We start from the raw sequence: 26120 nt of genomic DNA on the forward strand, positions 1-26120 counted from the left end.
GAGCATCGAAGATCGAGACGGTCATGCCACGGAGATTAAAGACGCCGCAGGACCCCGGCAACTGTTCGACAAATACATTTGTCGAACAGGGGTAGCCGACCGGGGTAGACCTAAAGCTGCGCGCGGAGAGCTGCGACGTCGACGTCCTCCACGGTCGCAGGGTTAAACGCGGCGTCCTTCGTCTTGTCCACGAGCACGGCGCGCACACCCTCGGCGAAGTCCGGCCGGCGGATAAGGTGCATGCCCAGGCGCAGCTCCGCGGCGAGCGCCTCGCGGATATCGGCGGCGCGGGACTCGAAGTCATAAAGCTCGAGCGCCGCGACGATAGACGTGGGGCTCGCCGCCGCGGTGAGCTCGTCGACAATCTCACGCAGCTCCGGCGTGCAGGCGGCGAGGATCTCTGGCCACGTCGAATGGGCAAAGGCCTCCTCGATGGCGGGAGCAAGGGCGGCGAGGGGTGCGGGGCCGCGGGCGGCGGCATCGGAAAGCTGGGCAGACGAGATGCCGTGAGCGACGACGTCTTCGATAAAGGCGGCAGGATCCTCGGTATAGCCGGTCGCAAGACCGGTGTAGAGGAGGTCCGCGGCGTACATGCGGTAGCCGGTCACACCCCAAAACTTCGCGAGCGCCGGCGACATGGTGCGCTGGGACATGTACGGCACGCCCACGTCCGTGACGTAGCCGATGGCCATCTCCGGCATAGACGCAAACGCCTTATCGGTGACGATGCGGTGCGAGCCATGGAGCGAAATGCCCAGGCCGCCGCCCATCGCGACGCCGTCGAGGACCGCAATGTATGGCTTGGGGAACTCGGAGAGCGCGGCGTTCAGAGCGTACTCGGCCGCGAAGAAGGAATCCGGGTCGCCGCCCTCGAGGACCTCGGAACGGGCGTGGCGGACGTCGCCGCCGGCGCAGAAGGCCTTGGGGTGTGAGGAAAAGACCACGACCTGATCGATATCGTCGTCCGGACCCCACATACGCAGGGCCTTCGTGATGATGTCGATCATCTCAGGATTGAGCGAATTGAGGGCCTTAGGCCGGTTGAGTTCGATGAGTCCGGTACGGTGGCGAACGGAAAGCAACACTGGCGCGTCGTGTTCATTAGTCACAGTCATGTAAGCCAGTGTTTCACATCACTACTTTGTTTGCGAGGATTTCTTCATGCGCACTCCCCGGCTCGTCGCGTTAGACATGGACGGCACTCTGCTCGACGGTTCGGGGGCGTTGCCGCCGCGCTGGCCGGAGGTCGCGGCGCGCGCGGAGGCCGCGGGGATGATTCTCGCGCCAGCGTCAGGCCGCCAGCTCGCGACGCTGCGCGCAATGTTCCCAGACCGCGACACGTTCCTCGCGGAGAATGGCACGGTCATCATGCACAAGGGCCAGGTGGTCTCCACGACGGAGATTGCGCCCGCGGATGTCGCGGAGATTCTCGACGCAGCGGACACGCTTACCGTGGCGCACACGCTGCTGCTGTGCACGCCGGAGACCGCCTACGTGGTGCCAGCTTCTCTCGACGAGGCGGCTCAGGCGGAGCTGGAGAAATACTACAAGTCGGTGACGTACATCAAGGACCTGCGCGCGGTCACGGACCCCGTCATCAAGGTCGCCGTGTTCTGCGGCCGGGGCTCGGAGAAGCACCTCTACCCCACCTTCGCGAGCACGGTGGGTCACCTGGGCGTCGCGGTGTCGGGCCAGGTCTGGCTCGACATCATGTCGCCTGACGGCAACAAGGGAGCGGGCTTGCGCCAGCTTGCCGATGCCACCGGTGTTGCGGTCGCAGACACCGCAGCGTTCGGAGACTTCCTCAACGACTACGAGTTGTTGGAGGCAGCCGGGTATGCCGTGGCGATGGAGAACGCGCACCCCCGACTCAAAGAGATCGCGGATCGGATTGCGCCGCCGAATACGGAGTACGGCGTGCTCACGGTGCTCGAGGAGTGGCTCGGAGCTTAACCGCGGCACGGGTGAGGGCGGGGCGCTATACTGGGCACCATCGCCTCACGCTGGACCAGAACGGCGTTGAGCGTCCTCCCCTTCCCGATGGGGTGCATGAGTGGCCGTGATCGCGCCCGTGCCCGCAATGGGGTTGCATGTATCTGAGATCACGCGACCGGCTTCGTGCTGCGTCGTTTGCCTGCCCCTGCCCACCCCATCGGATCCTCACTGCACGCCTCCCTACGGCGCGCGAGGAAGAAAGCGAATTCCCCCTTGTCTTCGTCTACGTATACCTATCTGCCTAATAATCCCCGCGGCGCCGTCGCTCTGGCCGACCTGGACCGCCGTTTCAATCGTCTGCTCCCCAGCACGGCTCCCTACCGGAGCGTGCGCCACGCGGCGCTGCGCGCCATCGACGAGTGCGTGGGAGCCATCGTCGAGGAATTCGCGTTGCTCGGCGCCAACGATGAGGAAATCGCTGGCTATATCGCCGAGCGCGGCGCACAGCTCGCCTTCACGGTCGAGTGCCCGGACGCGCACCGCGCCGATGCCGTCGAACTACTGCGTGTGCTCAGCCGCGATGTGCGGTCCATCGTGAGCGAACACCTGCGCCTACGCGGCCACCGCCACCTGCAGTGGACCACGGAGAAATACCTCTTCAGCTCGCTACGCGTGACCTTCGCGCCGCCATCATCGCACCCTTCTCCCGGCACGGAGGAGACGCCGAAGGTGCGGGTGACGGCGCAGGGGGTGCGCATCGGCGGCTTGTGCGCCGGCGCGCTGCCCGCGACGGGCGAGCTGCACCGCATCGCTCTCCCCGACTCGCCGCTGGCCTACTTCCCCGATGCGGAAGACTACATCTACCGGCTCGCGTTGGAAGGCGCGTGGGATGACACGTACGGCTCGACGCTCGACTACCTGGGTGAATCCCGCAGCGCTGTCGAGCTCATGCTCGACTCGGTGAAGGTCATCGACTCGCTTATCAAAGAGGTCGCGCGCGAGCGTAACGTCAGCACGCTAAAGAAGAGCGTCAAGCGCTACCTCATTTCGCAGGAGGCGCACATCATGGTGTGGACTCCGCGGGACTCGGTGGTCGAGGTTCCCGATGAAGACATCGAGACGCTCTTTACGTTCATCGCGGGCACGCTGGAGGACATCTGCCGGACGTGCCTCGTCATCGACGACCGGACCGTGGGGCGGAGCATTTTCAACCTCACAAGCCGCCTTACTGCAGAAGGCTTGGAGGGCGTCGAGGTGGATATCCGCGTGGGCACGCATGCCAAGTGGGATCTCCCGGACTCCCAGGCGTTCTTCCGGCCGTAGCGCGTGCTCAAACGCGAAACGCCCACGTCCGGGACGGACGCGGGCGTGGGGTGCGGTGGGCTACTCGGCCTTGTATTCGGCCATCTTGTCCCACTCGGTCTTGCCCGGGATCTTGGTGTTGATGATGTCCGGGGTCTCGAGCAGGTACTTGGGCATTTCCTCACAGCTGCGCTTGAAGTGCTCGGTGTTGACGTGGTCGACATCCGTGCCGTCAGCGTAGCCTTCAATGAGGAAGAAGCGCTGGTCATCTTGCGGGTCGGTGTACCACTTGAAGAACAGGCAGCCGGGCTCGGCGTTGCACGCATCCGTGTACCACTGCACCTCGTCGAGGAAGGTGTCCTTGTACTCCGGCTTGACGTGGAAAGAAACGTTAATGAGGATCATGGGAGCTCCTTAGGGCGCGTTAGTTAAAGAAGTATTCGGCGAGGTACACGAACTCGCCGTCGGTCGCCGATGCTACACCGAAGGGTTTCGCGTTGGGAGACTTCTGCACCGGGACATCGCGCTGGAGCCATGCGAGGCGGTCCTTGGCCTCCTGGAGGGTGAGCTTGTAGACGTTGCCGGAGCCCTCGTTCAGGTGCGTCGTGCCGTCGCCCGCGTTACCCTCGAATTTCACCTTGCCGTCCTTGGCCTGGTTCGCCCACTCCTGGGCGATCTTCTGAGCGTTCGTGTCGTCCTTGTGGCCCTGCTTGCGCAGGTGCGCGGCGGTCGCGGCGGTCACGTCGGTGGAGACGCGGTTGAGCTCAGCGTTCGACACGCCCGGACGGGCGAGGAACTCCGGGAGCTGAACGCCGAACTGATCGGCGAGGTCATAGGCCTCGTTAGGCAGCTCGACGCGCGGTACCTGCGAGGACAGCTGCTCAACTGTGGGAAGGGAGGAGCCGGCGGGCAGCGCCGGAGCGGCGGAGGCGACGCCGGTGCCAGCAAGGCTGAGCACCGCGGCGGCGGAGACGGCTACGAACGTGGAACGCTTCAAAGTCATACACTCCACCGTGCCACAGCCACGCGCGCCTGGGAAAGGCGAACCCCCGATGTTTATCACTTCGTGACGTTAATCCACCCCCAGGGCGGGGCCGAGTGGACTCCCAGCCGGCGTAGAGTTCGATCGCGACATTGACGTAGGAGTGCGCGGCCAGCGCGTGGCACACGAAGTAGTTGCTGACGATATTCGACAGGATTTCCAGGCCGACTTGGCCGAACCAGTTGTCATTGAAGTCGTCACCGAACGGGGACGCCCAGCGAGTTGCCCACGAAGAGGGGCGTCTCGCGCAGGGCCGCGCCGTTGAGGACGCTGCCCCACATGTTCTCCGCGTCGCCGCCGTGCTCCGCGACGAGGGACCGCACGAATACCCGGCCGAGAAAGCCCGAGGTCGCGGGATAACCTCCGGCGCTATTTGGGGTTATCGCCACGGATAGACACGAGCTGGTTCTCCAGCTCCGTAAGCCGCGCGGGAGTGAGGTCGACGTCGCCGATGGCGGCGAATCCGGCGAGCACCGAGTCGCCGTAATTATGGCCGTAGCCGATGGGAGCCTGCGCCGCGACGGGCAGGTCCGCGCTCACTTGGAGGAAGCTGACGAAGGGCATCCACGTCATCTCGCGCTCATGGCCCGGCGGGGCAGGCTCGCTCAGCCAGTCCGGTTCACGGAGAATCATGTCAAAAGACCACCACGCGACAGGGTCCGAGGTGTGTTGGACGTAGAGCATGCGGGCCGGGCCCCAACCTGGGTCGCGCGTGGTCGCCCACTGGCGCACGTGTTCCTCGTCGTTGGCGAAGCGGACCACGAGGCCGTCCGCGTAGACCGGCGCCGTCTCCGTCGAGCCGGGGTCGCGGCGCGTGACAAACTGCGTACGCAGCGGATTGAAATGCGGCGGGCCGGTGAGCAGGATGCCATCCACGGAGTTGACGACGTCGCGCAGGCCGGAGAACGCGGCCTCGACGCCGGTGGTGCCCAGCGACTCACCGTAGAGGTAGAGCTTCGGCCGATGGTCTTCGGGCAGCTCGTTCCACCACGTAATGAGCGGCCCGAGCAGTTCTTGGCCGGCTGCGCGGACTTGGTCGCCGCCCGCCAGGAAGTGCAGGGCGGAGGGCATCGCGGAGTATTGTCCGGCGGCGATGGCGGTATCGCCGCCGTAGAGCAGCTCGAAGCTCTGCGTCGCGTAGTCGGAGACCCAGCCGGTACCCGTCGTCATGAGGAAAAGCAGGGCCTTGCGGTCGTGGGCGTGGGTGCGCTCGAGCTCGGAGATGAGCAGGTCCGCGCGCTCGGCCGTGTCCGCCGCGTTGCCAAGCCCGGCGTAGACGCGGATGGGCTCCTTGGCCGGCTTGCCCGTCGCCGCTGTCAGCTCGCTTGCCGATGCCCCTCCCGCGACGAAGCGGGAGCCATAAAAGCCCACCCCTCCAAAGTCCACGGCGGAGTCAGGCGAGCCAGAGCGCTCCGGCGCCGTGGGCGCCGTGACAGCCGGGTCCGGATCCTTATTCTGCTCGGTAAAAAATTTCTCGCCGAGACCGACGATGGCACCAGGCACGGCGTTGGAGACGAACCAAAACCAGGCGAGCAGGACGAGCACCCAGGCGGAGACGCTGCGGACGCGGGGCCGCACGCGGCGTGGGCCGATGGCCTGGGCGGTATCGGCGGCCCAGACGAGAAAGCGGATGATAAGCAGGTAGACGGTGAACGAGGCGATCGCGAGCGGGAGAACGAGCACGACGTCGAGGTAGCTCGGGCGGGTTTGCTCCGCGAGGTCAGCAAGCGTGACCTGCCAGCGGTGCGACCACCACACCATGACCAACGCCCAGAGGGCGCCCACGGCGATGACGCAGCGGGCCACCCACCGCGCGACGCGCGGCGGCCAGGTGTCGGGGTTCGCGAGCGGGTGCAGCCGGTGCAAGTAGCGGCGGTAGACCCAGCGCAAGGCGAGGCCCACGAGGTAGCCGATGCCCGCGGCCCAACCGCCGATGATCCCCTGGTAGAACCACGTGCGCGGCAGCAACGAGGGGGTAAGCGTGAGGACGAAGAAGACGAGCGCGACGACGGCGCCCCAGAGGTCGAGCGTGCGGAAAAGCCGCGCTAGCCCTCGAGCTGCTCGCCGAGTTCGAGCCATTCCATCTCCAATTCCTCACGCTGGGCGGCGACGTCCTTGAGCTCGGCGTCGAGCTTCGTGAGCGCTTCGGTGTCCACGGCCTCGGCGGCCGCGGCCATCTTCTCGTTGAGCTTCTCAGTCTGCTGGTCGAGCTTGCCCATCTTGCGCTCGAGCGCATTCATCTTCTTAGTCAGCTCGCGCTCCTCTTGGGAGCTGAGACGCTTCGGGGCGGCAGAAGTGGGGGCATCGGAAAGCTGGGTGCCGAGGTTGAGTACGCCGGAGTTTTCTTGGGCCTCGAGCGCGGCGCGGCGCTTGAGATACTCGTCAATGCCGCCGGGGAGGTTGGTGAGCTTGCCGTCACCGAAGAGGGCGTACGTGTTGTCGGCGATGCGCTCGATGAGGTAGCGGTCGTGCGAGATAACGACGAGGGTGCCGGGCCAGCCGTCGAGGAGGGACTCGAGCTCCTGGAGGGTATCGATGTCGAGGTCGTTGGTGGGCTCGTCGAGGAGGAGGACGTTGGGCTCGGCCATGAGCACGCGCGTGAGCTGGAGGCGGCGGCGCTCGCCACCGGAGAGGTCGCCCACGGGCGTGCGCTGGCGCTTGGGGCTAAAGCCTAGGCGTTCGGCGAGCTGGGAGGCGGAGATTTCCTTCTTGCCCAGGCGGACGTAGGTGGCGACGTCCTCGACGGCGTCGATAAGCCGGCGGGACGGGTCAAGATCGTCGAGTTCCTGGCGCAGCCAGCCCAGGCGGACGGTCTGGCCTTCGATGCGCTTGCCGGCGGTGAGTTCGTGCTCGCCGGCCAGCGCGCGTAGAAGCGTGGTCTTGCCGGAACCGTTGACACCGACGAGGCCGATGCGCTCGCCCGGCGCGAGGCGCCACGTGAGGTGGTCGACAAGGACGCGGCCATCTGGGGTGGCGACGGTGGCGTCCTCGAGCTCAATGACGACGCGGCCTTGGCGCTGCTTAGAGAAGGCCATGAGCTCGACCTTGTTGCGGGGCGCGGGGACGTCAGCGATGAGTGCTTCGGCGGCCTCGATGCGGTAGCGCGGCTTCGAGGTACGGGCAGGGGCACCGCGTCGCAGCCACGCGAGCTCCTTGCGGGCGAGGTTCTGGCGGCGCTGCTCCATAGCGTCAGCCTGGCGGGCGCGCTCGGTGCGGGCGAAGATCCAGTCGTTGTAGCCGCCCTCGTAGGCGTCGACCTGGCCGTCGTGGACCTCCCACGTCGTGGTGGCGACGGTGTCGAGGAACCAGCGGTCGTGAGTGACGACGACGAGGGCAATCTTGCGCGAGAGCAAGTGCTCGGCGAGCCACTGGACGCCTTCGACGTCGAGGTGGTTGGTGGGCTCATCGAGGACGACGAGGTCAAGGTCCTGGACGAGCGCGGCGGCGAGATTAACACGTCGGCGCTCACCGCCGGAGAGCTGGCCCACGGGCGTTTCAAGGCCGAGGTCGACGATGCCGAGGCCGCCCAAGACGTCGCGGACCTTGGCGTTCGAGGCCCACTCGAAGACCTCGAGGCCGAGCGGCTCAACGACGCATTGGCCGATGGTGAGGTTGTCGTCCAGTTCGAAGCGCTGAGTCACGACGGCCATGCGCAGATCTTTCGTCTGGGAAACGCGGCCGGAGTCCGCGGGTTCGATGCCGGTGAGGACCTCGAGCAGCGTGGTCTTGCCGCCACCGTTGACGCCGACGATGCCGATGCGGTCCCCCGTCTGCACGCCGAGAGAGACGCCATCGAGAAGCGTTTTCAGGCCGAAGGACTTGGAGACTTGTTCGAGGTTAATGAGGTTAGCCATATCGCTTCACCATCTTAATTGGCGCGGGCCGCGCGCCGTCGGGCACCCCTGCACACAGTGTTTTCAACACATTTTCATATTGCACATGAATTTCAGGAGCAATAGTCTTAAAAACCATGAAGAAAACTCTGTTGACTCCCCTGGCAGCCTTGGGCGCTACGGCACTCATCCTCACGGGCTGCTCTAGCCCCGACTCTTCCGATTCCGCTGACTCGACCTCAGCCGCCGAGCACGATCACGAGGGCGAGGAAGGCCACGAAGGCCACGACCACTCGCACGACGGCATGGAAGCCGAGGAAGGCCAGCTCGAGGTCGCACAGCTGCCCAACCGCGTCGTCATCTCCTACGACGGCGGCCTGAAGACCTACGACCCGAAGACCGGCGAGGTCATCGGCGAAGACGAGGTCCCGGGCTTCCTGCGCCTGTCCAACGCTGGCGACGGCCGCTACGCCATGGTCACCCAGGGCGACAAGTTCCTCTCGTACGATTCCGGCCTCATTAAGAAGCCGCACGGCGACCACAACCACTACTACACCGCGGACCCGAAGCTCACGGACGTCGACATCGAGGCACCGCACGCTGGCCACGTTGTCCACCACGACGGTTTCACCGCACTATTCTCCGACGGCGACGGCGTCGCCAAGGTCTACAAGACCTCCGAGGTCGGCACCGGCGGCGAGCCGGTCGCGACCTTCGAGTCTGGTGAGGCCCACCACGGCGTCGCGGTCCCGCTCGAGGACGGCTCCATCGTCATGACGAAGGGCACCGAGGACGAGCGCCATACCATCCAGCACCTGGACAAGGACGGCAAGGTGCTCACCGAGACCACCGAGTGCCCGGGCGTTCACGGCGAGGCCACCGCTGGCAACGGCAAGCTCTTCTTCGGCTGCGAGGACGGCCCCGTTGTCTTCGACGGCAAGGCGTTCCACAAGATCGACGTATCCTCCTACGCAGGCAAGGACGGCTACCAGCGCTCCGGCAACTCCGCCGGTTCTGAGGAGTCCCCCATCATCCTGGCCGACAACAAGACGGAGAAGGACGCCGAGTTCGAGCGTCCAGAGTCGGTCTCCCTCATCAACACCGACGACTACTCCGCTAAGAAGGTCGACCTCGGTTCTTCCTACTGGTTCCGCTCCCTGGCTCGCGGCCCGCTCGGCGAGGCGCTCGTGCTGACCTACGACGGCAAGCTCAACATCATCGACCCGGAGACCGGCGAGGTGACGAAGAAGATCGACGCCATCTCCGAGTGGAAGGAAAAGGAAGAGTGGCAGCTTCCTGGACCGATCCTCAAGTCTGAGGACGGCTACGCTTTTATCACCGACGCCAACAAGGACGAGCTGGTTGTCATCGACCTCTACAAGGGCGAGGTTGTCGACCGCCACGAGCTCGACATCACCCCGACCGAGATGGCTGTGCTCTAAACAGTCCCCGTCCTGCGGCCCGCGCTCAGTGCGCGGGCCGTTCGGCGTATTCGGGACGGCATCGACACCGCGGGATTAGTCGAGGAGCTCGGCGCCAGGCGCGGGCGCGTGGCCGATGTGGCCGCGGGTGCCCGGGTTGTCCGCGGTGACCTCGGCGATGACGTTGTGTGCTTGGGCGTCATCCTCGCAGAGGAACGCGCACGTGGGGCCGGAGCCGGAGACGATGCCGGCGAGGGCGCCGGCGTTCTCGCCGGATTCGAGAATCTTCCGTAGGTCAGGGCGCAGGGAGAGAGCGGCGGACTGGAGGTCGTTAGCGAGCGTGCGGGCGAGCTGCTGCGGATCGCCGCTGATGAGAGCTTGGCCTACGGCGGTGGTATCCATGCGCGGATCGCCGACGCGGTTCTTCGCACGCAGCTCGTCCATTTTGTCGAAGACGACGGGCGTGGACAGGCCCTCGCGGTTGGTGATGATCGCCCAGGTGTAGCTACCGCGCGCCATCATGGGTACGAGTTCCTCGCCGCGGCCGGTGCCGAGTGCCGTGCCGCCCATGAGCGTGAAGGGGACGTCGGAGCCGAGCTGGGCGGCGAGTTTCATAAGCTCGTCGTCGCTGAGCCCCGCGGCGAAGGCGGCGTTGGCAAGGCGGAGGGCTGCGGCGGCATCGGCAGACCCGCCGGCCATTCCACCCGCGGCGGGAATGCCCTTGTGCACGTGCAGCGAGACGGGCGGGTGACGGCGCGCGACGAGTTCGACAGCGCGCCACACCAGGTTGGAGGAGTCCGTGGGCACGCCTGCGGCGTAGGGGCCGTCAACCGTGAGGGTGATGGGCGCGGCGGTGGGGTCGTCGAGCAGCTCGAGAGTGAGGTCGTCGTGGATGTCGAGCGACTGGAAGACCGTGGAGAGTTCGTGGTAGCCGTCGCCGCGGACCTGGGCGACGCCGAGGTGGAGGTTGACCTTGGAATGCGCGCGGGCGCGAAAAATCTGGCCCATTATGCGACACCTGCCAGGCGCACGAAGTCGGCGACGCCGAGTTTCTCGCCGCGCAGCGTGGGATCGATGCCCGCGGCGACGAGGGCTTCCTCGGCGGCGGCGCCGGAGCCGTAGTGGCCGGAGAGCGCGGCGCGGAGGGTCTTGCGGCGTTGAGCGAAGGCGGCATCGACAAGCGGGAAGACGGCCTTGCGGGAGGCGTCGGTGATGGGCCAGGGGGCATCGGCAAAGCAATCGATGCGCACGAGGCCGGACTCGATATTGGGCGCGGGCCAGAAGACGTTCTTGCCAATCGTGCCAGCTTGGCGGACGGGGCCGTAGAAGGCGGCCTTGACAGAGGGCACGCCGTAGACCTTGGAGCCGGGCTGGGCGGCGAGGCGCTCGGCGACCTCGAGCTGGACCATGACGAGGACGCGGCGGAGGGAGGGGAACGTCTCGAGGAAATGCAGCAAGACGGGGACCGACACGTTGTACGGCAGGTTAGCGACGAGCGCGGTGGGCTCGCCCACATCTGAAGCGGTGACGCGGAGGGCGTCTTTTTCGACGAGCTTCAGGTTGCCGGCGAGCTCGGGGGCGCGCTCGGCGACGGTGTGCGGAAGCTGCGCGGCGAGGCGCGGATCGATTTCGACGGCGGTGACCTCGTCGACGGCCTCGAGGAGGCCGAGGGTAAGCGAGCCCAGGCCGGGGCCGACCTCGACGACGCGGTCGCTACGGTCGAGGTCCGCGGCGGCGACGATGCGCCGGATGGTGTTCGGGTCGTGGAGGAAGTTCTGCCCCAGCTTCTTGGTGGGAGTCACGTCGAGACGCGCCGCGAGCTCACGGATTTCCACGGGGCCGAGCAGGGCCGCTTTCGCTTCAGTCATGTCTTCTAGGGTAGCCGCAAGAATGCGCAAAGCCCGCACCGAGGTGCGGGCTTGCGGGAAATTTTAGCCGATGCCGAGCTTGGCGGTGCAAGCAGGCCAGGCGCCCCAGCCTTGTGCTGCCTGAACCTTCTGGGCGACAGCAATCTGCTGCTCGCGGGAAGCCTGCCAGGCCTGGGAGGCGTACTCGCCGCCGCCGAAGGCCTGCCACGTGGAATCCGTGAACTGGAGGCCGCCGGAGAAGCCGTTGCCCGTGTTGATGGACCAGTTGCCGGTGGACTCGCACTGCGCGAGGGTGTCCCACACGGAGCCGTCGGCCACGGCCGGGGCGGCCGAGGGCTCCTTGGTGCCGCGCGCGATGGTGGCCGGAGTGGCCGGGCGGGTCTCCTTGGAGTTGATAATCTCGTTGGACTCCTTGGCGCCGTTGACCATGATGAGGCGGCGGGTTACGGTGCGCTCGCCCGGGGTGCCCTCGACGCGGACCTCTTCGGTGCCCCGCTCGAGCTCCGGGTCGTCGACGTAGTTCGGCTCGGCGTCGAAGGACTCGGTAGCGTCGTAATCCGTAGTGGAGACTTGGTCAACCTTGATGGTCATGCCCTCGGTGACCGGGGTGTCCATGGACGGGGTGACGCGGTCGTCCTCGTCGACGTCGATACCGCGGGCCTCGATGACGTCGCGCACAGTCTTCGCGGCGATGGAGGTGTAGGTGACCTTGCCGCCGTCGTTGACCTGGATGATCTTCGGGGAGACGACCTCGAGCTTCATGCCGTCGGTGACGGTGGCATCGCCGTCCGTATCCACGCCAGCGGCCTTAACGGCTGCGCCCGGCGCGATATCGCCCATGTCGCCCAGGAGGTCCTGGACGGTAAGCGCGGTGGAAGAGAGCTGCTTTTCCACACCGTCGACGGTCACGGCGACGGGCTTGGAGGTGCGGACTGTGATGGTCTCGCCGGAGGTGAGGACGTCATCCGGGTTGGCGGAGACGAAGTCATCCGCGCCGACCTGCACGCCGGCGGCCTCGAGGGCGCCCTTGACGTCGGTGGAGAAAGTCGCGAGCTGCATGGTCTCACCGTTGACGTCCACGGTGATGTCCTTGTGCGCGGTGGCTGCGACGACGCCGCCGACGGCGAGGGTGCCCAGCACGCCGCCGGTGGCCAGACGCAGCGGCATGGAGCGAGTGTTGTTAATACGCTTGATCTGATTCGAGGTAGACATGTATCTCTCTTCGTCTCTTTTATTGTGAGCAGCGAGCCACATCTTGACCCTGCCGCGGCCTGGGAGTCGAACGGCACCGCAGGGACGCGGCGCGCGCAACGTATGACGCTCAGGCGAACGATGAATAACAATACGGTAACAGCACGGAGCAGTCGATATGGGTTTCGCCACACCGGAAACGCTCAGCTCGCCTGTCACACGCACCACAGGCAGATCGGTTGACCTGCACTAATACGCATGTGAGTCCGATCACTTTCCATGGCTGCGGGGCATGCGCACGAGAGCGTGGGCCACGGAAAAGTTACAGCGCGGCGGGGTTTAGAGTGGACGGGTCGCCGTGTCAGGACAGAAGAAGGGAGCCGCGGGGGCATGACCGTCTACATCGCGTTGGGAGTCCTCATCTTCGTCGGCACCCTCTGCCAGGGCACCATCGGCTTTGGACTGGGAACGATTGCCACGCCGATCATCGCGATGGTCGCCCCGGAGCTCGTCCCCGCTGTCATCCTCGTGCTCGCGCTGTGTATCGCGTCGGTGACAGCGTGGCAGCACCGCGCGGCCATCGCGTGGCGCATCGTGGCGCTCTCGAGCGCGGCGCGCGTGCCCGGCTCACTGCTGGGCGCGTGGGCGGTGGCGGCGCTCTCCCACCGCGGGCTGGGCATCGTCATTGGTTGCGCCGTGCTGCTGGCCATGACGCTCTCCGGTTTGGGCTGGACGCCCAAGCACAACACGCCCAACACTCTGGCCGCGGGCGTGGCCTCCGGATTCCTGGGCACCTCGACGTCCATCGGTGGTCCGCCCATGGCGCTCATCCTCAAAGACTTTGACCCAGCACGCGTGCGCGGCACGCTCTCGGGCACGTTCGTCATCGGCTGCATCATCTCGCTTGTCACGCTGGGCACCGCGGGCCAGATTTCGCAGCTGCAGCTCACCACGGCGCTGGCCTACCTCCCGGTGGCTTTCGCGGGGCTTTTCGTCGCGCGGCGCCTCAACCGGTTTATCGACACGGTCATGCTCAACCGGATCGTCCTCGTCGTCGCCGTGACGGCCGCGATCGCGCTCATCGCGCAGTCGATTATCGCTTAAGGAACACCGCGTCGAACGTCGCGTTGAGTTCCTCGGCAAGCTGGTCTACAGACACGCCGCGCACGTCGGCGACGCACTGCCACGTGTGGCCGATAAGCGACGGCTCGTTACGCCGGCCGCGGAAAGGCTCCGGCGTCATGTAGGGCGCGTCGGTTTCGATGAGCAGCTGGCCCGCCGGTGCCAGGGCAGCGGCGGCGCGCAGTTCCTCGTTGCGCTTGAACGTCACGTTGCCCGCAAAAGACAGCACATACCCGCGGTCGAGCGCCTCGCGCGCCACAGACAGCGGCGAGGAGAAACAGTGGAGCATCACGTGGGGCGAAGAAGGGCAGTCGTCGAGGATACGCATCACATCGGCGTCGGCCTCGCGGTTGTGGATCATGAGCGTCTTGCCCGCGTCCGCCGCCAGCTGCGCGTGCCAGCGCAGCGCCTCCTCTTGGACCTCTAAAGAAGCGGTCGTCTCCGGCGCGTGCTCAATCCAATACTTATCGAGTCCGGTCTCCCCCACGGCCACGCACTTCGGGTCGGCGACCAAAGCGGCGAGTTCGGAGCGGGCGGCATCGGAAAGCTCCGCGGCGCGCACGGGGTGGACGGCGCAGGCGGCCCAGACGTTATCGAAGGACTGGGCCGTGGCGAGAGCCTCGCGGGACTCGGCGAGGTCATCACCCACCGTGACCATGCGCGCAACGCCCGCGGAAGCGGCGCGGGCGACGAGGTCCGCGTCGGCATCCTTATGCGAGTAGAGGTGCGTATGCGCGTCGAAGAGACCGGTGAGGCCGGGGACGGGAACGGGCGTGGGGCGGGGCTTCTTCTTGGACATGGTCCCCCAGCGTAGTCTTAACCACCATGCAGATTCGTGTTGCCACCCGCGCCGACGTCCCGGCGATGACGGAGATCCTCAACTGGGCCATCGCAGAGACGGACGCCATCTTCCGCGCGTTCCCCGCAAGCATCGCGGAGCGCGAGGAACTCTTCGACCACGTCGCGGCCACGGGCACGCAGCTCGTCGCCGAGGAGGACGGCGAGGTCCTCGGCTTTGCGTACTACAAGCCTTTCGGCGACCCCGCCATCTGGATTGGGGCCCATGAGGACACCATCTACGTCTCCCCCGCCGCGCACGGACGCGGGGTGGGCACGGCGCTCCTCGGGTCGCTTATCGAGGCCGCTCGCGCCGACGAGCGCGTGCATACCTTGTTGGCACGGATTACTACCAACAACGCAACCTCGGTAGCCTTACATGAGAAGTTCGGTTTCGTCCTCACCGGCACTCTGCGCGAAGTCACCCGCAAGTTCGACGCCTGGCTTGACCTCCACACCCTCCAGCTCATCCTCTAAGGAGTCCCCATGCTCATCCGCCCAGCCCAGCTTGCCGATGCCCCCTCCCTCTCCGCCATCTACAACTGGGCGTCAGCACAGCCGGCGCTCAATCTCGTGACGTGGCAGGAATCCGTCGAAGACCGCGAGAACTGGTTGAAAGACCTCGAGGCGCAGGGCTACCCCGTCTTCGTCGCCGAGGAGGACGGCGAGGTCCTCGGCTGGGCGGCGTACTTCCAGTTCGTCACTCCCGCCATCTACTACGGCACGGCAGAAGACTCCATCTACATCGCGCCGGAGGCCCAGGGCAAGGGCGTGGGTTCTGCGCTCATGGAGGCTCTCATGGAGCACGCGGAGGGCAACGACTACGTGCGCACGATGATTACCTACATCGTGGATGAGAACTACGGGTCCATCGCGCTGCACATGAAGTTCGGCTTCGAGGAGACCGGCCGCATGCCCAATATCCACACCAAGGGCGACAAACGGCTGGGGCTGGTGCACCTGCAGCGCGACTTCGACCGTTCCTAATGCTTCCGGCGCGCAGAAGTAGACCAGAAGAAGGGCACCAGCCGAGAACAATCTCGACTGGTGCCCTTCGCCTAGTTCACTTTTAGTCCTGCTTCTGGACCGGCGCCCACTCCGGGCCGGTCTCGCCCAGCTCCGGGTCAAGCTTCGCGATGAGCGGCTTCGGCTTCTCCAGCACGGTGCCCGGCTTAACGTCAACGCGCTTCCACACGGCCTGCTGCGCCGTGTAGTCGCCCGTGATGACAGGGTACGGGTGGCCCTCCGGCGGCAGGCCCACACCCACGAGCTCGACGGGCTGATCGTCGGTGACTTCGCGGACCTCCGGCGCGGCGGCCCAGACGCCGGTGCGACCGAGGGTCTCGTGGACCTTCTGCGCGGTAAACGGCAGGAACGGGGTGAGCATGACGTTGCAGTCGGAGACGACCTGGAGCGCGGTCCACAGGACGGTGGCCAGGCGCTCGCGCTGGGTCTCATCCTTGGCGAGCTTCCACGGCTCCATCTCTGCGATATACGCGTTGGCCTCGCCGACGACGTGCATGATGGCGGTCATGGCTTGCTTGAATCGCGAATGGCTCAGTGCCTCGCCAGCGGTGGCAAAAGTGTCCTCGGCGAGCTTCAGGATCTTCTCGTCCGCGGGCTCGAGCGCCGCGGGGACGGGGACCTCGCCGAAGTTCTTGTGCGCCATCGAGACGGTGCGGTTGACAAGATTGCCCCAACCGTTGGCGAGCTCGTTGTTGATGCGGCGGACGAATTCGTCCCACGTGAAGTCCGTGTCGTTGTTCTCCGGGCCGGCGACCGCAATGAAGTAGCGCAGCGGATCCGGGCCGAACTCCTTGAGGAAGTCCTTGACGTAGATGACCACGCCCTTGGACGAGGAGAACTTGGAGCCAGACATGGTGAGGTACTCAGACGAGACGACCTCGGTGGGCAGATCCAGCTCGCCGAATACGCCCGACTCGCCGCCCTTGGAGCCCTTGCCGGCGTAGCCGAGGAGCTCGGCTGGCCAGATCTGGGAGTGGAAGGTGATGTTGTCCTTGCCCATGAAGTAGTAATGGCGGGCGTTCGGGTTCTGCCAGAAGTCCTTCCACGCGTCCGGGTTGCCGGTGCGGTAGGCCCACTCAATAGAGGCTGAGAGGTAGCCCACGACGGCGTCGAACCACACGTAGAGCTTCTTCGCGTTGTTGTCCTGCCAGCCCTCGACCGGGATCGGGATGCCCCAGTCGATGTCGCGCGTCATCGTGCGCGGGCGCATGTCGCCGAGCAGGTTGAGGGAGAACTTGAGGACGTTCGGGCGCCAGTCCTCGCGGGTCTTCAGCCATGCCTCAAGCGCGTCCTTGACGGCGGGCAGGTCGAGCAGGAAGTGCTCGGTCTCAATGAACTGTGGCGTCTCGCCGTTGATCTTGGAGACCGGGTTGATAAGGTCGACGGGATCGAGCTGGTTGCCGCAGTTATCGCACTGGTCGCCGCGGGCGTCCGTAGCGCCACAGATGGGGCACGTACCCTCGATGTAGCGGTCCGGCAGGGTGCGGCCAGTAGACGGCGAGATGGCGCCTTGCGTCGTTTCCTTGAGCATGTAGCCGTTGTTGTACAGGCCCTTGAACAGCTCCTGAACCACGGAGTAGTGGTTACGCGTCGCCGTGCGCGTGAAGAGATCGTAGGACAGGCCCAGACCGGCAAGGTCCTCGACGATCTGCCGGTTGTAGCGGTCCGCGAGGTCGCGCACGTGCACGCCTTCCTTGTCCGCCTGGACGAGAAGCGGGGTGCCGTGTTCGTCGGTTCCGGAGACCATGAGCACGTTCGCGCCGCGCATTCGCTGGTAGCGCGCGAAGACGTCCGAGGGGACGCCGAAGCCAGCAACGTGGCCGATATGGCGCGGGCCGTTGGCGTACGGCCAGGCGACGTTGACTACAACATGGTCTTTAGGTTCAGTCATGCCCACTACTCTATCGCGCCGGCTGCAGGTATTTCGCGTCGCGTCCGAAAAACGCGTCGACCCCGCTCGCCGCGGCCAGGTGGGGCGGGAGAACGGGGTCGTGCGAGGAGCCTTAAGAAGCTACTTCTTCTTGCGGCCCAGGTGCAGCAGCTCGTTGCGGCGGGCCTTGAGGGCCTCGGCGCGCTGGTACTCGCGGTGGAGACGGCGCTCGCGGGCGAGCTTGCGCTGGAAGGCCTGCGACTCGCGGTACTCGAGGTAGATGACGTCAGTGCTCAAGTCACGGTAGATGGCGAACATGAGGCCGATGACGACGAGCAGGAATGGCGAGGCAACGACGATGGTGATCGACTGCAGGTTGGACAGGGAGTCCGGGTTCGACAGCAGCAGCGTGAGACCCACTGCGGCGGTGAGCGCACCCCAGGCGGCAGACAGCCACGGCTTGGCGTCCGTCGCGCCGTTCTGCGACATGGAACCCATAACGGTCGAGGCAGAGTCGGCCGAGGTGATGAAGAACGTCGCGAGCAGGATCACGGCGACGATACCGGCGATGAAGCCGCCCGGCATGGTGTGGAGCAGGTTGAACAGCTCGACCTCGGAGGACTCGCCGGAGATCGAGTTGCCCTGCTGCTCGAGGTGGATGGCGGTGCCGCCGAAGATGGCGAACCACACCACAGACACGCCGGTGGGGACGAGCAGCACGCCGGTGCAGAATTCGCGGACGGAGCGGCCGCGGGAGACGCGCGCCAGGAACATGCCCACAAACGGCGACCAGGAGACCCACCAGGACCAGTAAAAGATGGTCCACGAGGACAGCCACTCGGCGGCCTCGCCGTTATTGGACTCGGCGGTGCGGCCGATCATCTCGGTGAAATACTGGAGGTAGTTGCCCACGGAGCCCGGGATGAGGTTGAGGATGGACACCGTCGGGCCCAGGATGAACACGAAGATGGCGAGCAGCGCGGCGAGTGCCATATTGGCGTTGGAGACGTACTGGATGCCCTTGCCCACGCCGGACATAGCCGAGAGCAGGAAGGCGAGGGTGAGGACGAGGACGATGCCGATGACGACGGAGTTCGTCGGGTTATCAATGAGGCCAGAGGCCTGCAGGCCGGCACGAATCTGGATGGCGCCGAGACCCAGCGAGGCGGCGGTACCGAAGACCGTCGCGAAGATGGACAGGATATCGATGACGCGACCGAGCCAGCCGTCGGCCCTCTTCTGGCCGATGAGCGGCACGAAGGCCTGACTGATGAGCTGCTTGCGACCCATGCGGAAGGTCGAGTAGGCGACGGCGAGACCGACGATGGCATAGACGGCCCACGGGTGCAGGGTCCAGTGGAACAGCGCGTGCGCCATGGACGAGCCAACCTCGCTCGGGTTATGGCCGGGCACGCCGTTCTTGTAGTAATTGAGCGGCTCGGACGCGCCGTAGAACATCAGACCAATGCCCATACCGGCGGCGAACATCATGGCAATCCACGAGGGCGTGGAGAATTCTGGCTCTTCGTCGATCGCGCCGAGTTTAATGGAGCCAAACTTCGAAAATGCGATGCAGACGACGAAGATGACAAACACGGTGCCAAAGAGGACGAAGGCCCAGCCGAAGTCGCCCACGACGAAGTTCAGGCCATTCGACGCGAAATTGCCAAAGCTGTCCGGGGCGAGCAGACCCCAGAGCACCACGGCAGCGACGAGCACGCCCGCAATGCCGACGATGCCCCAATCGATGGGCGTATTCTTCGCCTCCGAGGCAAGCTCGCGGGGCTGCTCTGGCACCTGATTCGGGTCAAAGTCAGACTCGACGAGCATATTCTGCAGCTGGCTCGTCGCCGACTGCGCCTCCAGCTTGTCGTCGACCGTTTCGTAGGCCTGGGACTCCTCGCGCAGCGTTTGCACGTCTCCCGCTGCGAGAGGACCTTGGTAGATTGCATCGTTCGGCGTGTCAGCCTCGCTAGCGCCCGTCGCATCAGACGCGCGAGATGCGGCGGAACTAGCCCCCTGGTTCGTTTCGTTCTCTCGATTAGTCATAGGAACCAGGGTGTGCCAAATTCGCACACACTTCAAATAAAAACCACGGCCATGACCTGCACCAATCGCATTTTCCCAGGAAAATTACAGGATTTGTACCATGAATTTAAGGCAGGCTCCTCGGCGCGACCTGCACTTATGGGACAAGGGCGACGTGGACCTATAACGATTATGCAACAATCCCCAAAACTGTGAGCCAGATTATGGATTCCTCTTCTATCGTGGCGCGCGCGAGGTCGCTAGTGGCCACCACAGGCCTAGCCTTCGCGGCTGGCGAGGTAGGCATCATAGAGCTCGCGGTTGCTCACCGCGGTGCCCGCCGCGGCCTGCTTGCACGCGTCCTTCGCGCGCACCCCATCGGCGACGAGCTCGGTAACGCGTGCGACGAGGTCGTCCAGGCTCACTTCTTCGGGCCCTCCCCCATCGAGCACGACAGTGATTTCGCCGCGCGCATGGTCGACGGCCCACTCGGCGAGCTCGCCCAGCGTGCCGCGCTTGACCTCCTCGTAGGTCTTGGTGAGCTCGCGACACACGGCGGCGCGACGCTCGGGCCCGAGGATGGAGGCGGCATCGGCAAGCGTGTCGGCGAGGCGGTGCGGAGACTCGAAGAAGACGACGGCGCGCGGCTCCGTGCGCAGGGACTCGAGCCAGGCCCGGCGCGCGCCCTGCTTGCGCGGGGCAAAGGCGTCGAAGATGAAATGCCCGACACCAAGACCGGACAGGGCGAGGGCCGTGGGCGCGGCTGAGGGCCCAGGCAAGCAGGTCACCGGAACACCAGCCTCCGCCGCGGCGGCGACGATGGAATGGCCGGGATCGGAGACGAGCGGCATACCGGCGTCCGTGACGACGAGTACGGTGCCGCGGCGGGCGGCATCGATAAGCTCGGCGGCACGCTCGGCCTCGTTGTGGTCGAAGTTGGAGACGACCTGGCCGGTCATCTCCACGCCGAGCGCCGCGGCGAGATTGCGTGTGCGGCGCGTGTCCTCAGCCGCGATGACGTCTGCCTGGGCAAGCGCCTGCATCAGCCGCGCGGACGCGTCCCCGATATTGCCCAACGGCGTGGCGGCAAGGACAACCCCGCGGGGCAGCGGTTCAAGGTTCGGGAAAGTGAAATTCGCGCTCATATCTCCCCAGCCTATAGCCCCACCCTCAGGCGTGTGTCCCCTAGACTCTTAAGACTGTGAGTACCGCTACCGTTTCGAAGTCTTCCTCGCACACCCGCCGCTCGCGTCTCTACGGCGCGCACGCGGTGCGCGATATCCCTGCGCCCCGGCGTTATCCGTGGACGCGGGCGGACACGTACTCGACGCTCGTCATAGCGTTTTTGGCGCTCGTCACCCGCTTCGCTGGGCTCACCGCCCCCGTCTCTGGCGGCACCCCCGTCTTCGACGAGAAGCACTACGTCCCACAGGCGTACGACATGGTGCGCAGCTGGGACAACCTGCTCATCGGCGGCATCGAGTCGAACCCGGCCTATGGCCTGGTCGTCCACCCGCCGCTCGCTAAGCAGATCACCGCGTTGTCTGAGATGGTCTTTGGCTACACGCCGCTGGGCTGGCGACTCATGGCAGCGCTCTTTGGCGTGGGCGTCGTGCTCCTTACCATGCAGCTGGCCCGCGTCCTCTCCGGCTCGTGGAAGGTCGCGACCTTCGCGGGTCTCATCGCGGCCTTTGACGGCGTCTTGCTCGTCACCGCGAAGTTCGGCATGCTCGATATCTTCCAGGTCTTCTTCGTCGTCCTCGCCGCCTACTTGCTCGCGCGCGACCACGAACAGATGCGCATGCGCCTCCACACCGCCTGGGCCACCGGCGGCATGGGTGACTCGGACTTCGGCCCGCGCTTTGGTTTCCGTTGGTGGCGCTTCGCCGCGGGCGTCGCGCTCGGCCTGGCGCTGGCCGTAAAGTGGTCTGGCCTCTACTTCATCATGTTCTTCGGCCTGCTCAGCGTGTTTACGGACCTCGCGCTGCGCCGCCGCTACGGCGTGCGCCGCTACGTGGTGGGCACGCTCGTGCGCGATACTCCCGCGGCGCTCGCCTCCCTCGTGCTCGTGCCGGTGCTCGTCTACGTGTGGTCCTGGCGCTCGTGGTTCGCCTCGGAGACCTCCGTCTACCGCCACGCCAAGGTGGACGGCACCATCCCGGATGACTCCTTCCTCCAGCATTTCCCGGAGCCCGTCGCTGGCTGGTTCTACTACCACCAGTCCGTCCTCGAGTTCCACGCGTCGCTGACCTCGTCCTCCGGCCACTCCCATCCGTGGGATTCCAAGCCGTGGGCATGGCTCGTTGCCGCACGCCCCATCCTCTATTACTCCAATACGGACACCACGTGCCTGGGCGGCCAAGACTGCAAGCAGATGCTCTTCCTCTTCGGCACACCGATTATCTGGTGGCTCACCATCCCCGTCCTGCTCTGGGGCCTGTGGTCACTCGTGATCCGCCACGACCGCCGCTTCCTCCTGCCGCTCGTCGGCTTCGCCGCGGCCTTCCTGCCTTGGCTCGCCTCCTTCGACCGCCAGATGTACTTCTTCTACGCCGCGACGTTTATCCCCTTCGTCATCATCCTCCTGGCGCTCACGCTGGGCCAGATAGCTGGCACCGGCAAACCCGTGAAGAACGGCTTTGTCCACGCCCTCGGCGGCGGCACGCTGCGCTGGGGCACCGCGGGCGTCCTCCTCTACCTGTGCGCCGTGGTCGCTTTCTTCGCCGTCTTCAGCCCCCTGCTCTATGGCTTCGCCATCCCGAACTGGTATTACAACTCGATCATGTGGCTGCCCAGCTGGCAGTAAGCCCTCAACGACTACGGCCCGCGCCCACCCTCCGGTAAGCGCGGGCCACAGTCGTTTTACGCCGGCTGTGCCGCCGCCTGCTTCCACAGCGCGCGCAGCATATAGCCGCGGTCTGCCAGCCACGTGGTCACCAACGCGGCAATCGCCCCGGCCAGCGAGAGCAGCGCGTATACCTGGCTGGAATCCAGTGTGCCCAGCGCCACGTCGCGCACCACAAAACCGAGCAGGAACATGAACATCGTGCCCACGATGGGCAGCACGCCCGGCGCGGACGCGGGGCGCCACACGCAGTAGAATAAGCCCATGCCCAGGCCAAAGCGCAGGGCGGCGGCCTCGATGAGAAGGCGCGCCTTATCCGGGTCGGCTCCTGGATCGAGCGTGCCGCCATCCGTCCATTGCGCCACGCCGGAGGAACTTCCCACCACGGCGATGGCCCACGCGACGAAGATGACGCCCATGAGCGCCATGAGCACGCGGCCTACTGCCAGGCCCGTCTGCCGCGCGGCGGAGACGGCACGCCACTCCGGTTCCACGCCGGCGAGGATAACCTCCGAAAGATCCTGCGGCGGCGACATGCCGTCCGAAACCGACTCACCTAAGAATCCTGCGAGCGTCGAGACTTTCTCCGCGTAGGCGGCGCACTCGGGGCAGCCCGCGAGGTGGGCGTCAATGACGTCATCCTCCAGCGCGTAGGCCTCGCCGTCCAGGCGCGCGGAGATCGCCGCCTGCACGTCCTCATGCTTCAACACGGCTCAACACTCCATCCAGGCTGGCGCGGCCCGCGCCAAAGACGACAATCATCAGCAATGACCCTACCAACACCAGTGGGTACTCAAAGCCACCGTCTGTGGCAAAGAGCCCCTGACTCAGATGCACGAAGTAGCCCGCAAGCGCCATAACGACAGCAAGCACCCCCGCCGCAGCCGTGGTGAGCAGCCCGACCACGAGCAGCGCGCCGCACACCATCTCGATGATGGCCGTGAGCCACGCAGACAGGGTGGGCTGGATAATCCCCCACTGTCCAAAGAGCGCGGCCGTTGCGTCTATGCCGGTAAAGAACATCTTGTCCACACCGTGCGCGACAAAGATGACGCCCAGCAGGGCACGAAAGACAAGAAGTGCGGCATCACGTACGGCGGGTTTATCCATGGTGATTAGACTACCTGTAACCCCCGCCGCGAAAGGAGTGCCCATGACGCAGATGTTCTGGACGCAACTCGACACCCCGATTGGTTCGCTCACGCTCATCGCGGACGAGGAGCACCTGCTCCATATCCGCTTCGACGAGTATTTGCCGAAAGGCGCCATGGGCTGCCGCACGCCGCTTCTTGAGGAGGCCGTCCGTCAGCTCGAGGAATACTTCGCTGGCACCCGCCAGGACTTCGACTTACCGCTCGCGCCCGCTCGCGCGGGCTTCCACGCCAGCTGCCAGGCGCACCTTTCCCATATCCCCTACGGCGAGCGCCGCACCTACGCCCAGCTTGCCGATGCCGCCGGCAACGCCCGCGCCTCCCGTGCCGCCGGCACGGCCTGCCGCACCAACCCGTACCCCATCGTCGTGCCCTGCCATCGTGTGGTGCGCTCCGACGGCCAGCTCGGCCACTACCTCGGCGGCGACGCTGCCAAACGCTGGCTCCTCGAACACGAGTCCGCCCACGCCGCGCGCTGACCCGACACCGTTCCGGGAACTTTTTGGCGTCATACGCAGTCCAATAGGAACATGAACGATTACATGACTCACAACAACGACCACCCCGACTTCGACCCCGCTTACGCCCCAGCCTGCGACGCCGACGCCGACGCTCGCCGTCCGCATCTCCACCCCGTGCCCGATTTTCCCACCGCAGCCTCGGAGCCGCCGGTCTCGCTCATCGTGGGCACCGACGGCCTGGCCCGCCCCGTCTGGGCGGCGACGGATCCTGTCCTCATGCAGTACTACGACACGGAATGGGGCATGCCGGTCTACGACGAGCGCGGACTCTTCGAACGCCTCGTTCTCGAGGGCTTCCAGTCCGGACTGTCGTGGGCCACGGTCCTCCACAAGCGTCCCGCCTTCCGCAAAGCTTTTGCGGATTTCGTCCCCGACGCCGTCGCCGCCTTCGACGAGAACGACGTCGAGCGTCTCATGAATAATGCCGCCATCATCCGCAACCGCCGCAAGATCGAGGCCGCGATCACCAACGCCCGCGCCACCGTGGCGCTGCGCGAAGAAGGCGGACTCCCGGACCTCCTGTGGTCCTTCCGCCCAAACGAGACTCCCGCTCCCCGCACCGCGGATGAGGTACCGTCCACGTCCACCGAATCACGCGCCATGGCTCGCGCACTGAAGAAGGCCGGCTTCACCTTCGTCGGGCCCACGACGTGCTTCGCGCTTATGGAGGCCGTGGGCATGGTCGACACGCACCTGCTCGGCTCACACCGCCGCGGCACCTCCGGACTCTGGAACGTTCCGGAGTTCTAGTCTCTGGCGGGCTACCCGTTCCTTGCAAGAATCCCCTCTGCGAAGCGTTCGCAGAGGGGATTCTTGCAAGGAACGGGTTAACCGGCGCGGCGTGCGGAGAGCTCGTCGCGCAGCTCGCGGCGGTTGACCACGTGGGCGCCGCCCAAGTCATCGTCGCCGGGTCCGCGCAGATCGTAGACCGGCAGGAAGTCGAAGTCGGGGCTCTCGTCATCGACCTCGAGGACCACCGCGCCCGGGCGACGCAGCTTACGCGGGATGGCGAGCTCCTCGTCCTGAGCCGTGCGCACGCCCAAGCGCGCGCGACGTAGGGCCTTGACGCGGCGGCGGCGCAGCTCGGTCTCCGCGCGTGTCTGGTTGCGCAGTGCCACGAGGTACGCGACGGTCGCGATGCCCAGGATGGCGGCGATCCACCAGGTCCAGCCGCCGACCACGATGCCAAGCGCCACCGCGGCGACGTCGAGTACCGCGAACAACACAAGCACGCGCTGGCGGCGCTGATAGCGCGTCACGCGCGCCGCAGAATCCGCGACCGGGTCCCAGCCGCCGCGGCCCAGGCGACGCTGCGCGAACTCGAGCTCATCGTTCGACAGGTCAGTGTCCGACTCCTCGTGCGCTTCGCCCTCGGTCTCCGCGGTGTCAGCCTGAGCTTCCTCGGCAACTTCTGCTTCTGCGTCGGCGCTGTCACCCCCGACAGGATCTGCTTCAGACTCAACCTCGGCGTCAACGGCGGGCGCGGGATCAACGGCGCCCGGGTACAGCAGGTCCACTGGCGAGGTATAGGAGTCGTCGTAGGCGTAGGCGTCCTCAGCGGCCTCAGGTGCCGGGGCCGTGAAGGCCTCGACCTCGTCGGCGACGACGTCGAGCTCGGGCGCGTTCTTCGCGTCGGCCATGGACTCTTCAAAGACCGGTTCGTCGACGAGCGCATCATCTTCGGCGTCGTCGGAAGCGACGTCAGCGTCACGCTCGGTGCCGCGACGGAACCGAGCACCCGCAGCGGCCTTCGCATTAGCGGCCGCGCGCTTGATGGTCATGCGGGAGCCGTCTTCGCTGGCGTGCGCGTCATCACGGGAGCGCGCCTCGTCCGGGTTGCCTTCGCTGAAGTCAACGGGTGCGTCGTCGTGTGCGACGGCGTCATCCGCGTACTCGTTGACCGCATCGAGCTCATCAGCGGAGACGTGGACGTCGCGGGGGCTCAGGCGCGGGCGACGCGAGCCGAGGACCTCGCCGGAGTCGCCGTTGAAGAGCACGCGCGTGTCGTCAAAGGCCTCGCCGGTGTGCTTGACGGGACGCTGCGAGCGCAGCAGCCACGGCGCAAGCAGAAATAGCCACACCACGATGATGAGGACGATGATGGCACCGGTGGACATGGAGCACCTTC

26 protein-coding genes are annotated in these 26120 nt (G+C 65.8%); 9 read left to right on the forward strand and 17 right to left on the reverse strand.

What is annotated here, in order from left to right; translation table 11 throughout:
* Positions 1 to 110: 110 nt before the first annotated feature.
* The gene (locus HMPREF3227_RS04475; protein ID WP_141628981.1) at positions 111 to 1115 is read right to left on the reverse strand and encodes a 3-hydroxyisobutyryl-CoA hydrolase; all 1005 of its coding nucleotides are present in this window, start codon (positions 1113 to 1115) and stop codon (positions 111 to 113) included.
* Between the two features lie 46 nt (positions 1116 to 1161).
* Here HMPREF3227_RS04475 and HMPREF3227_RS04480 point away from each other — a divergent pair, with 46 nt between their 5' ends.
* Both HMPREF3227_RS04480 and HMPREF3227_RS04485 read left to right on the forward strand, forming a co-directional pair.
* Positions 1162 to 1953, forward strand: a complete 792-nt coding sequence (locus HMPREF3227_RS04480; RefSeq protein WP_066510578.1) for an HAD family hydrolase — start codon at positions 1162 to 1164, stop codon at positions 1951 to 1953.
* A 255-nt stretch (positions 1954 to 2208) separates the two neighbouring features.
* Complete coding sequence (locus tag HMPREF3227_RS04485) at positions 2209 to 3258, forward strand: hypothetical protein (protein ID WP_066510581.1); 1050 nt, start codon at positions 2209 to 2211, stop codon at positions 3256 to 3258.
* Between the two features lie 60 nt (positions 3259 to 3318).
* Here the strand turns inward: HMPREF3227_RS04485 and HMPREF3227_RS04490 are convergent, their stop codons facing one another.
* The 6 genes from HMPREF3227_RS04490 to HMPREF3227_RS13850 all read right to left on the reverse strand — a co-directional run bounded on the left by HMPREF3227_RS04490 (position 3319) and on the right by HMPREF3227_RS13850 (position 8251).
* Positions 3319 to 3642, reverse strand: a complete 324-nt coding sequence (locus tag HMPREF3227_RS04490) for a putative quinol monooxygenase (protein WP_066487938.1) — start codon at positions 3640 to 3642, stop codon at positions 3319 to 3321.
* 19 nt (positions 3643 to 3661) lie between these two features.
* Positions 3662 to 4240 (reverse strand): hypothetical protein, encoded by a 579-nt coding sequence (locus HMPREF3227_RS04495; protein ID WP_066487936.1) that lies wholly within the window; start codon positions 4238 to 4240, stop codon positions 3662 to 3664.
* 236 nt (positions 4241 to 4476) lie between these two features.
* The gene (locus tag HMPREF3227_RS13845) at positions 4477 to 4602 is read right to left on the reverse strand and encodes a hypothetical protein (RefSeq protein WP_255356849.1); all 126 of its coding nucleotides are present in this window, start codon (positions 4600 to 4602) and stop codon (positions 4477 to 4479) included.
* 46 nt (positions 4603 to 4648) lie between these two features.
* Positions 4649 to 6358, reverse strand: coding sequence for an alpha/beta-hydrolase family protein (locus HMPREF3227_RS04500; RefSeq protein ID WP_066510590.1), 1710 nt, complete (start codon positions 6356 to 6358; stop codon positions 4649 to 4651).
* The gene (abc-f, locus tag HMPREF3227_RS04505) at positions 6325 to 8133 is read right to left on the reverse strand and encodes a ribosomal protection-like ABC-F family protein (RefSeq protein ID WP_066487932.1); all 1809 of its coding nucleotides are present in this window, start codon (positions 8131 to 8133) and stop codon (positions 6325 to 6327) included. The genes HMPREF3227_RS04500 and abc-f overlap by 34 nt, the downstream gene beginning before the upstream one ends.
* Positions 8126 to 8251: a hypothetical protein gene (locus tag HMPREF3227_RS13850; RefSeq protein WP_255357123.1), complete on the reverse strand. Its 126-nt coding sequence runs from the start codon at positions 8249 to 8251 to the stop codon at positions 8126 to 8128. The genes abc-f and HMPREF3227_RS13850 overlap by 8 nt, the downstream gene beginning before the upstream one ends.
* Between HMPREF3227_RS13850 and HMPREF3227_RS04510 the strand changes: the two genes are divergently transcribed.
* A complete protein-coding gene (locus tag HMPREF3227_RS04510; protein WP_066510594.1) occupies positions 8250 to 9554 on the forward strand; it encodes an NHL repeat-containing protein in 1305 nt (434 codons plus the stop codon). The genes HMPREF3227_RS13850 and HMPREF3227_RS04510 overlap by 2 nt on opposite strands.
* A 75-nt stretch (positions 9555 to 9629) precedes the next feature.
* On the opposite strand, the gene HMPREF3227_RS04515 is transcribed toward HMPREF3227_RS04510, so the two are convergent.
* The 3 genes from HMPREF3227_RS04515 to HMPREF3227_RS04525 all read right to left on the reverse strand — a co-directional run bounded on the left by HMPREF3227_RS04515 (position 9630) and on the right by HMPREF3227_RS04525 (position 12613).
* Complete coding sequence (locus HMPREF3227_RS04515; protein ID WP_066510596.1) at positions 9630 to 10541, reverse strand: 4-(cytidine 5'-diphospho)-2-C-methyl-D-erythritol kinase; 912 nt, start codon at positions 10539 to 10541, stop codon at positions 9630 to 9632.
* Positions 10541 to 11401 (reverse strand): 16S rRNA (adenine(1518)-N(6)/adenine(1519)-N(6))-dimethyltransferase RsmA, encoded by an 861-nt coding sequence (gene rsmA, locus HMPREF3227_RS04520; RefSeq protein ID WP_066510598.1) that lies wholly within the window; start codon positions 11399 to 11401, stop codon positions 10541 to 10543. Before rsmA ends, HMPREF3227_RS04515 begins: the two co-directional genes overlap by 1 nt.
* A 63-nt stretch (positions 11402 to 11464) precedes the next feature.
* Positions 11465 to 12613 (reverse strand): resuscitation-promoting factor, encoded by a 1149-nt coding sequence (locus tag HMPREF3227_RS04525; protein WP_066510601.1) that lies wholly within the window; start codon positions 12611 to 12613, stop codon positions 11465 to 11467.
* Between the two features lie 369 nt (positions 12614 to 12982).
* Between HMPREF3227_RS04525 and HMPREF3227_RS04530 the strand changes: the two genes are divergently transcribed.
* Positions 12983 to 13696: a sulfite exporter TauE/SafE family protein gene (locus HMPREF3227_RS04530; RefSeq protein WP_066487907.1), complete on the forward strand. Its 714-nt coding sequence runs from the start codon at positions 12983 to 12985 to the stop codon at positions 13694 to 13696.
* Here HMPREF3227_RS04530 and HMPREF3227_RS04535 read toward each other — a convergent pair.
* Complete coding sequence (locus HMPREF3227_RS04535) at positions 13686 to 14513, reverse strand: TatD family hydrolase (RefSeq protein ID WP_066510606.1); 828 nt, start codon at positions 14511 to 14513, stop codon at positions 13686 to 13688. The genes HMPREF3227_RS04530 and HMPREF3227_RS04535 overlap by 11 nt on opposite strands.
* 26 nt (positions 14514 to 14539) lie before the next feature.
* Here HMPREF3227_RS04535 and HMPREF3227_RS04540 point away from each other — a divergent pair, with 26 nt between their 5' ends.
* Positions 14540 to 15028 (forward strand): GNAT family N-acetyltransferase, encoded by a 489-nt coding sequence (locus tag HMPREF3227_RS04540; protein WP_077210047.1) that lies wholly within the window; start codon positions 14540 to 14542, stop codon positions 15026 to 15028.
* Positions 15029 to 15037: 9 nt separating this feature from the next.
* Positions 15038 to 15538 (forward strand): GNAT family N-acetyltransferase, encoded by a 501-nt coding sequence (locus HMPREF3227_RS04545; protein WP_066487894.1) that lies wholly within the window; start codon positions 15038 to 15040, stop codon positions 15536 to 15538.
* Between the two features lie 82 nt (positions 15539 to 15620).
* Here HMPREF3227_RS04545 and metG read toward each other — a convergent pair whose 3' ends face one another.
* The 3 genes from metG to rsmI all read right to left on the reverse strand — a co-directional run bounded on the left by metG (position 15621) and on the right by rsmI (position 20620).
* The gene (gene metG, locus HMPREF3227_RS04550) at positions 15621 to 17468 is read right to left on the reverse strand and encodes a methionine--tRNA ligase (RefSeq protein WP_066487891.1); all 1848 of its coding nucleotides are present in this window, start codon (positions 17466 to 17468) and stop codon (positions 15621 to 15623) included.
* A 120-nt stretch (positions 17469 to 17588) separates the two neighbouring features.
* Complete coding sequence (locus HMPREF3227_RS04555) at positions 17589 to 19496, reverse strand: BCCT family transporter (protein ID WP_082750261.1); 1908 nt, start codon at positions 19494 to 19496, stop codon at positions 17589 to 17591.
* A 257-nt stretch (positions 19497 to 19753) separates the two neighbouring features.
* A complete protein-coding gene (gene rsmI, locus HMPREF3227_RS04560) occupies positions 19754 to 20620 on the reverse strand; it encodes a 16S rRNA (cytidine(1402)-2'-O)-methyltransferase (RefSeq protein ID WP_066487886.1) in 867 nt (288 codons plus the stop codon).
* A gap of 56 nt (positions 20621 to 20676) precedes the next feature.
* Between rsmI and HMPREF3227_RS04565 the strand changes: the two genes are divergently transcribed.
* On the forward strand, positions 20677 to 22281 hold the full coding sequence (locus HMPREF3227_RS04565) for a dolichyl-phosphate-mannose--protein mannosyltransferase (RefSeq protein WP_066487884.1): 1605 nt from the start codon (positions 20677 to 20679) through the stop codon (positions 22279 to 22281).
* 56 nt (positions 22282 to 22337) lie between these two features.
* Here the strand turns inward: HMPREF3227_RS04565 and HMPREF3227_RS04570 are convergent, their stop codons facing one another.
* Complete coding sequence (locus tag HMPREF3227_RS04570; protein WP_066487882.1) at positions 22338 to 23030, reverse strand: zf-HC2 domain-containing protein; 693 nt, start codon at positions 23028 to 23030, stop codon at positions 22338 to 22340.
* Positions 23017 to 23430 carry a DoxX family protein gene (locus HMPREF3227_RS04575; protein WP_066487980.1) on the reverse strand — a complete coding sequence of 138 codons (414 nt, stop codon included), beginning with the start codon at positions 23428 to 23430 and terminating at the stop codon, positions 23017 to 23019. Before HMPREF3227_RS04575 ends, HMPREF3227_RS04570 begins: the two co-directional genes overlap by 14 nt.
* Positions 23431 to 23473: 43 nt before the next feature.
* Between HMPREF3227_RS04575 and HMPREF3227_RS04580 the strand changes: the two genes are divergently transcribed.
* Entirely contained in the window at positions 23474 to 23950 is a 477-nt protein-coding gene (locus HMPREF3227_RS04580) for a methylated-DNA--[protein]-cysteine S-methyltransferase (protein WP_066510610.1), read from the forward strand.
* Between the two features lie 51 nt (positions 23951 to 24001).
* A complete protein-coding gene (locus HMPREF3227_RS04585; RefSeq protein ID WP_231732320.1) occupies positions 24002 to 24742 on the forward strand; it encodes a DNA-3-methyladenine glycosylase I in 741 nt (246 codons plus the stop codon).
* 77 nt (positions 24743 to 24819) lie between these two features.
* Here HMPREF3227_RS04585 and glpR read toward each other — a convergent pair whose 3' ends face one another.
* Entirely contained in the window at positions 24820 to 26109 is a 1290-nt protein-coding gene (gene glpR / locus HMPREF3227_RS04590; RefSeq protein WP_066510613.1) for a divisome protein SepX/GlpR, read from the reverse strand.
* Between the last annotated feature and the right edge of the window lie 11 nt (positions 26110 to 26120).

It is taken from the genome of Corynebacterium sp. CMW7794 (assembly GCF_001563605.1).
Lineage (GTDB): Bacteria > Actinomycetota > Actinomycetes > Mycobacteriales > Mycobacteriaceae > Corynebacterium > Corynebacterium phoceense.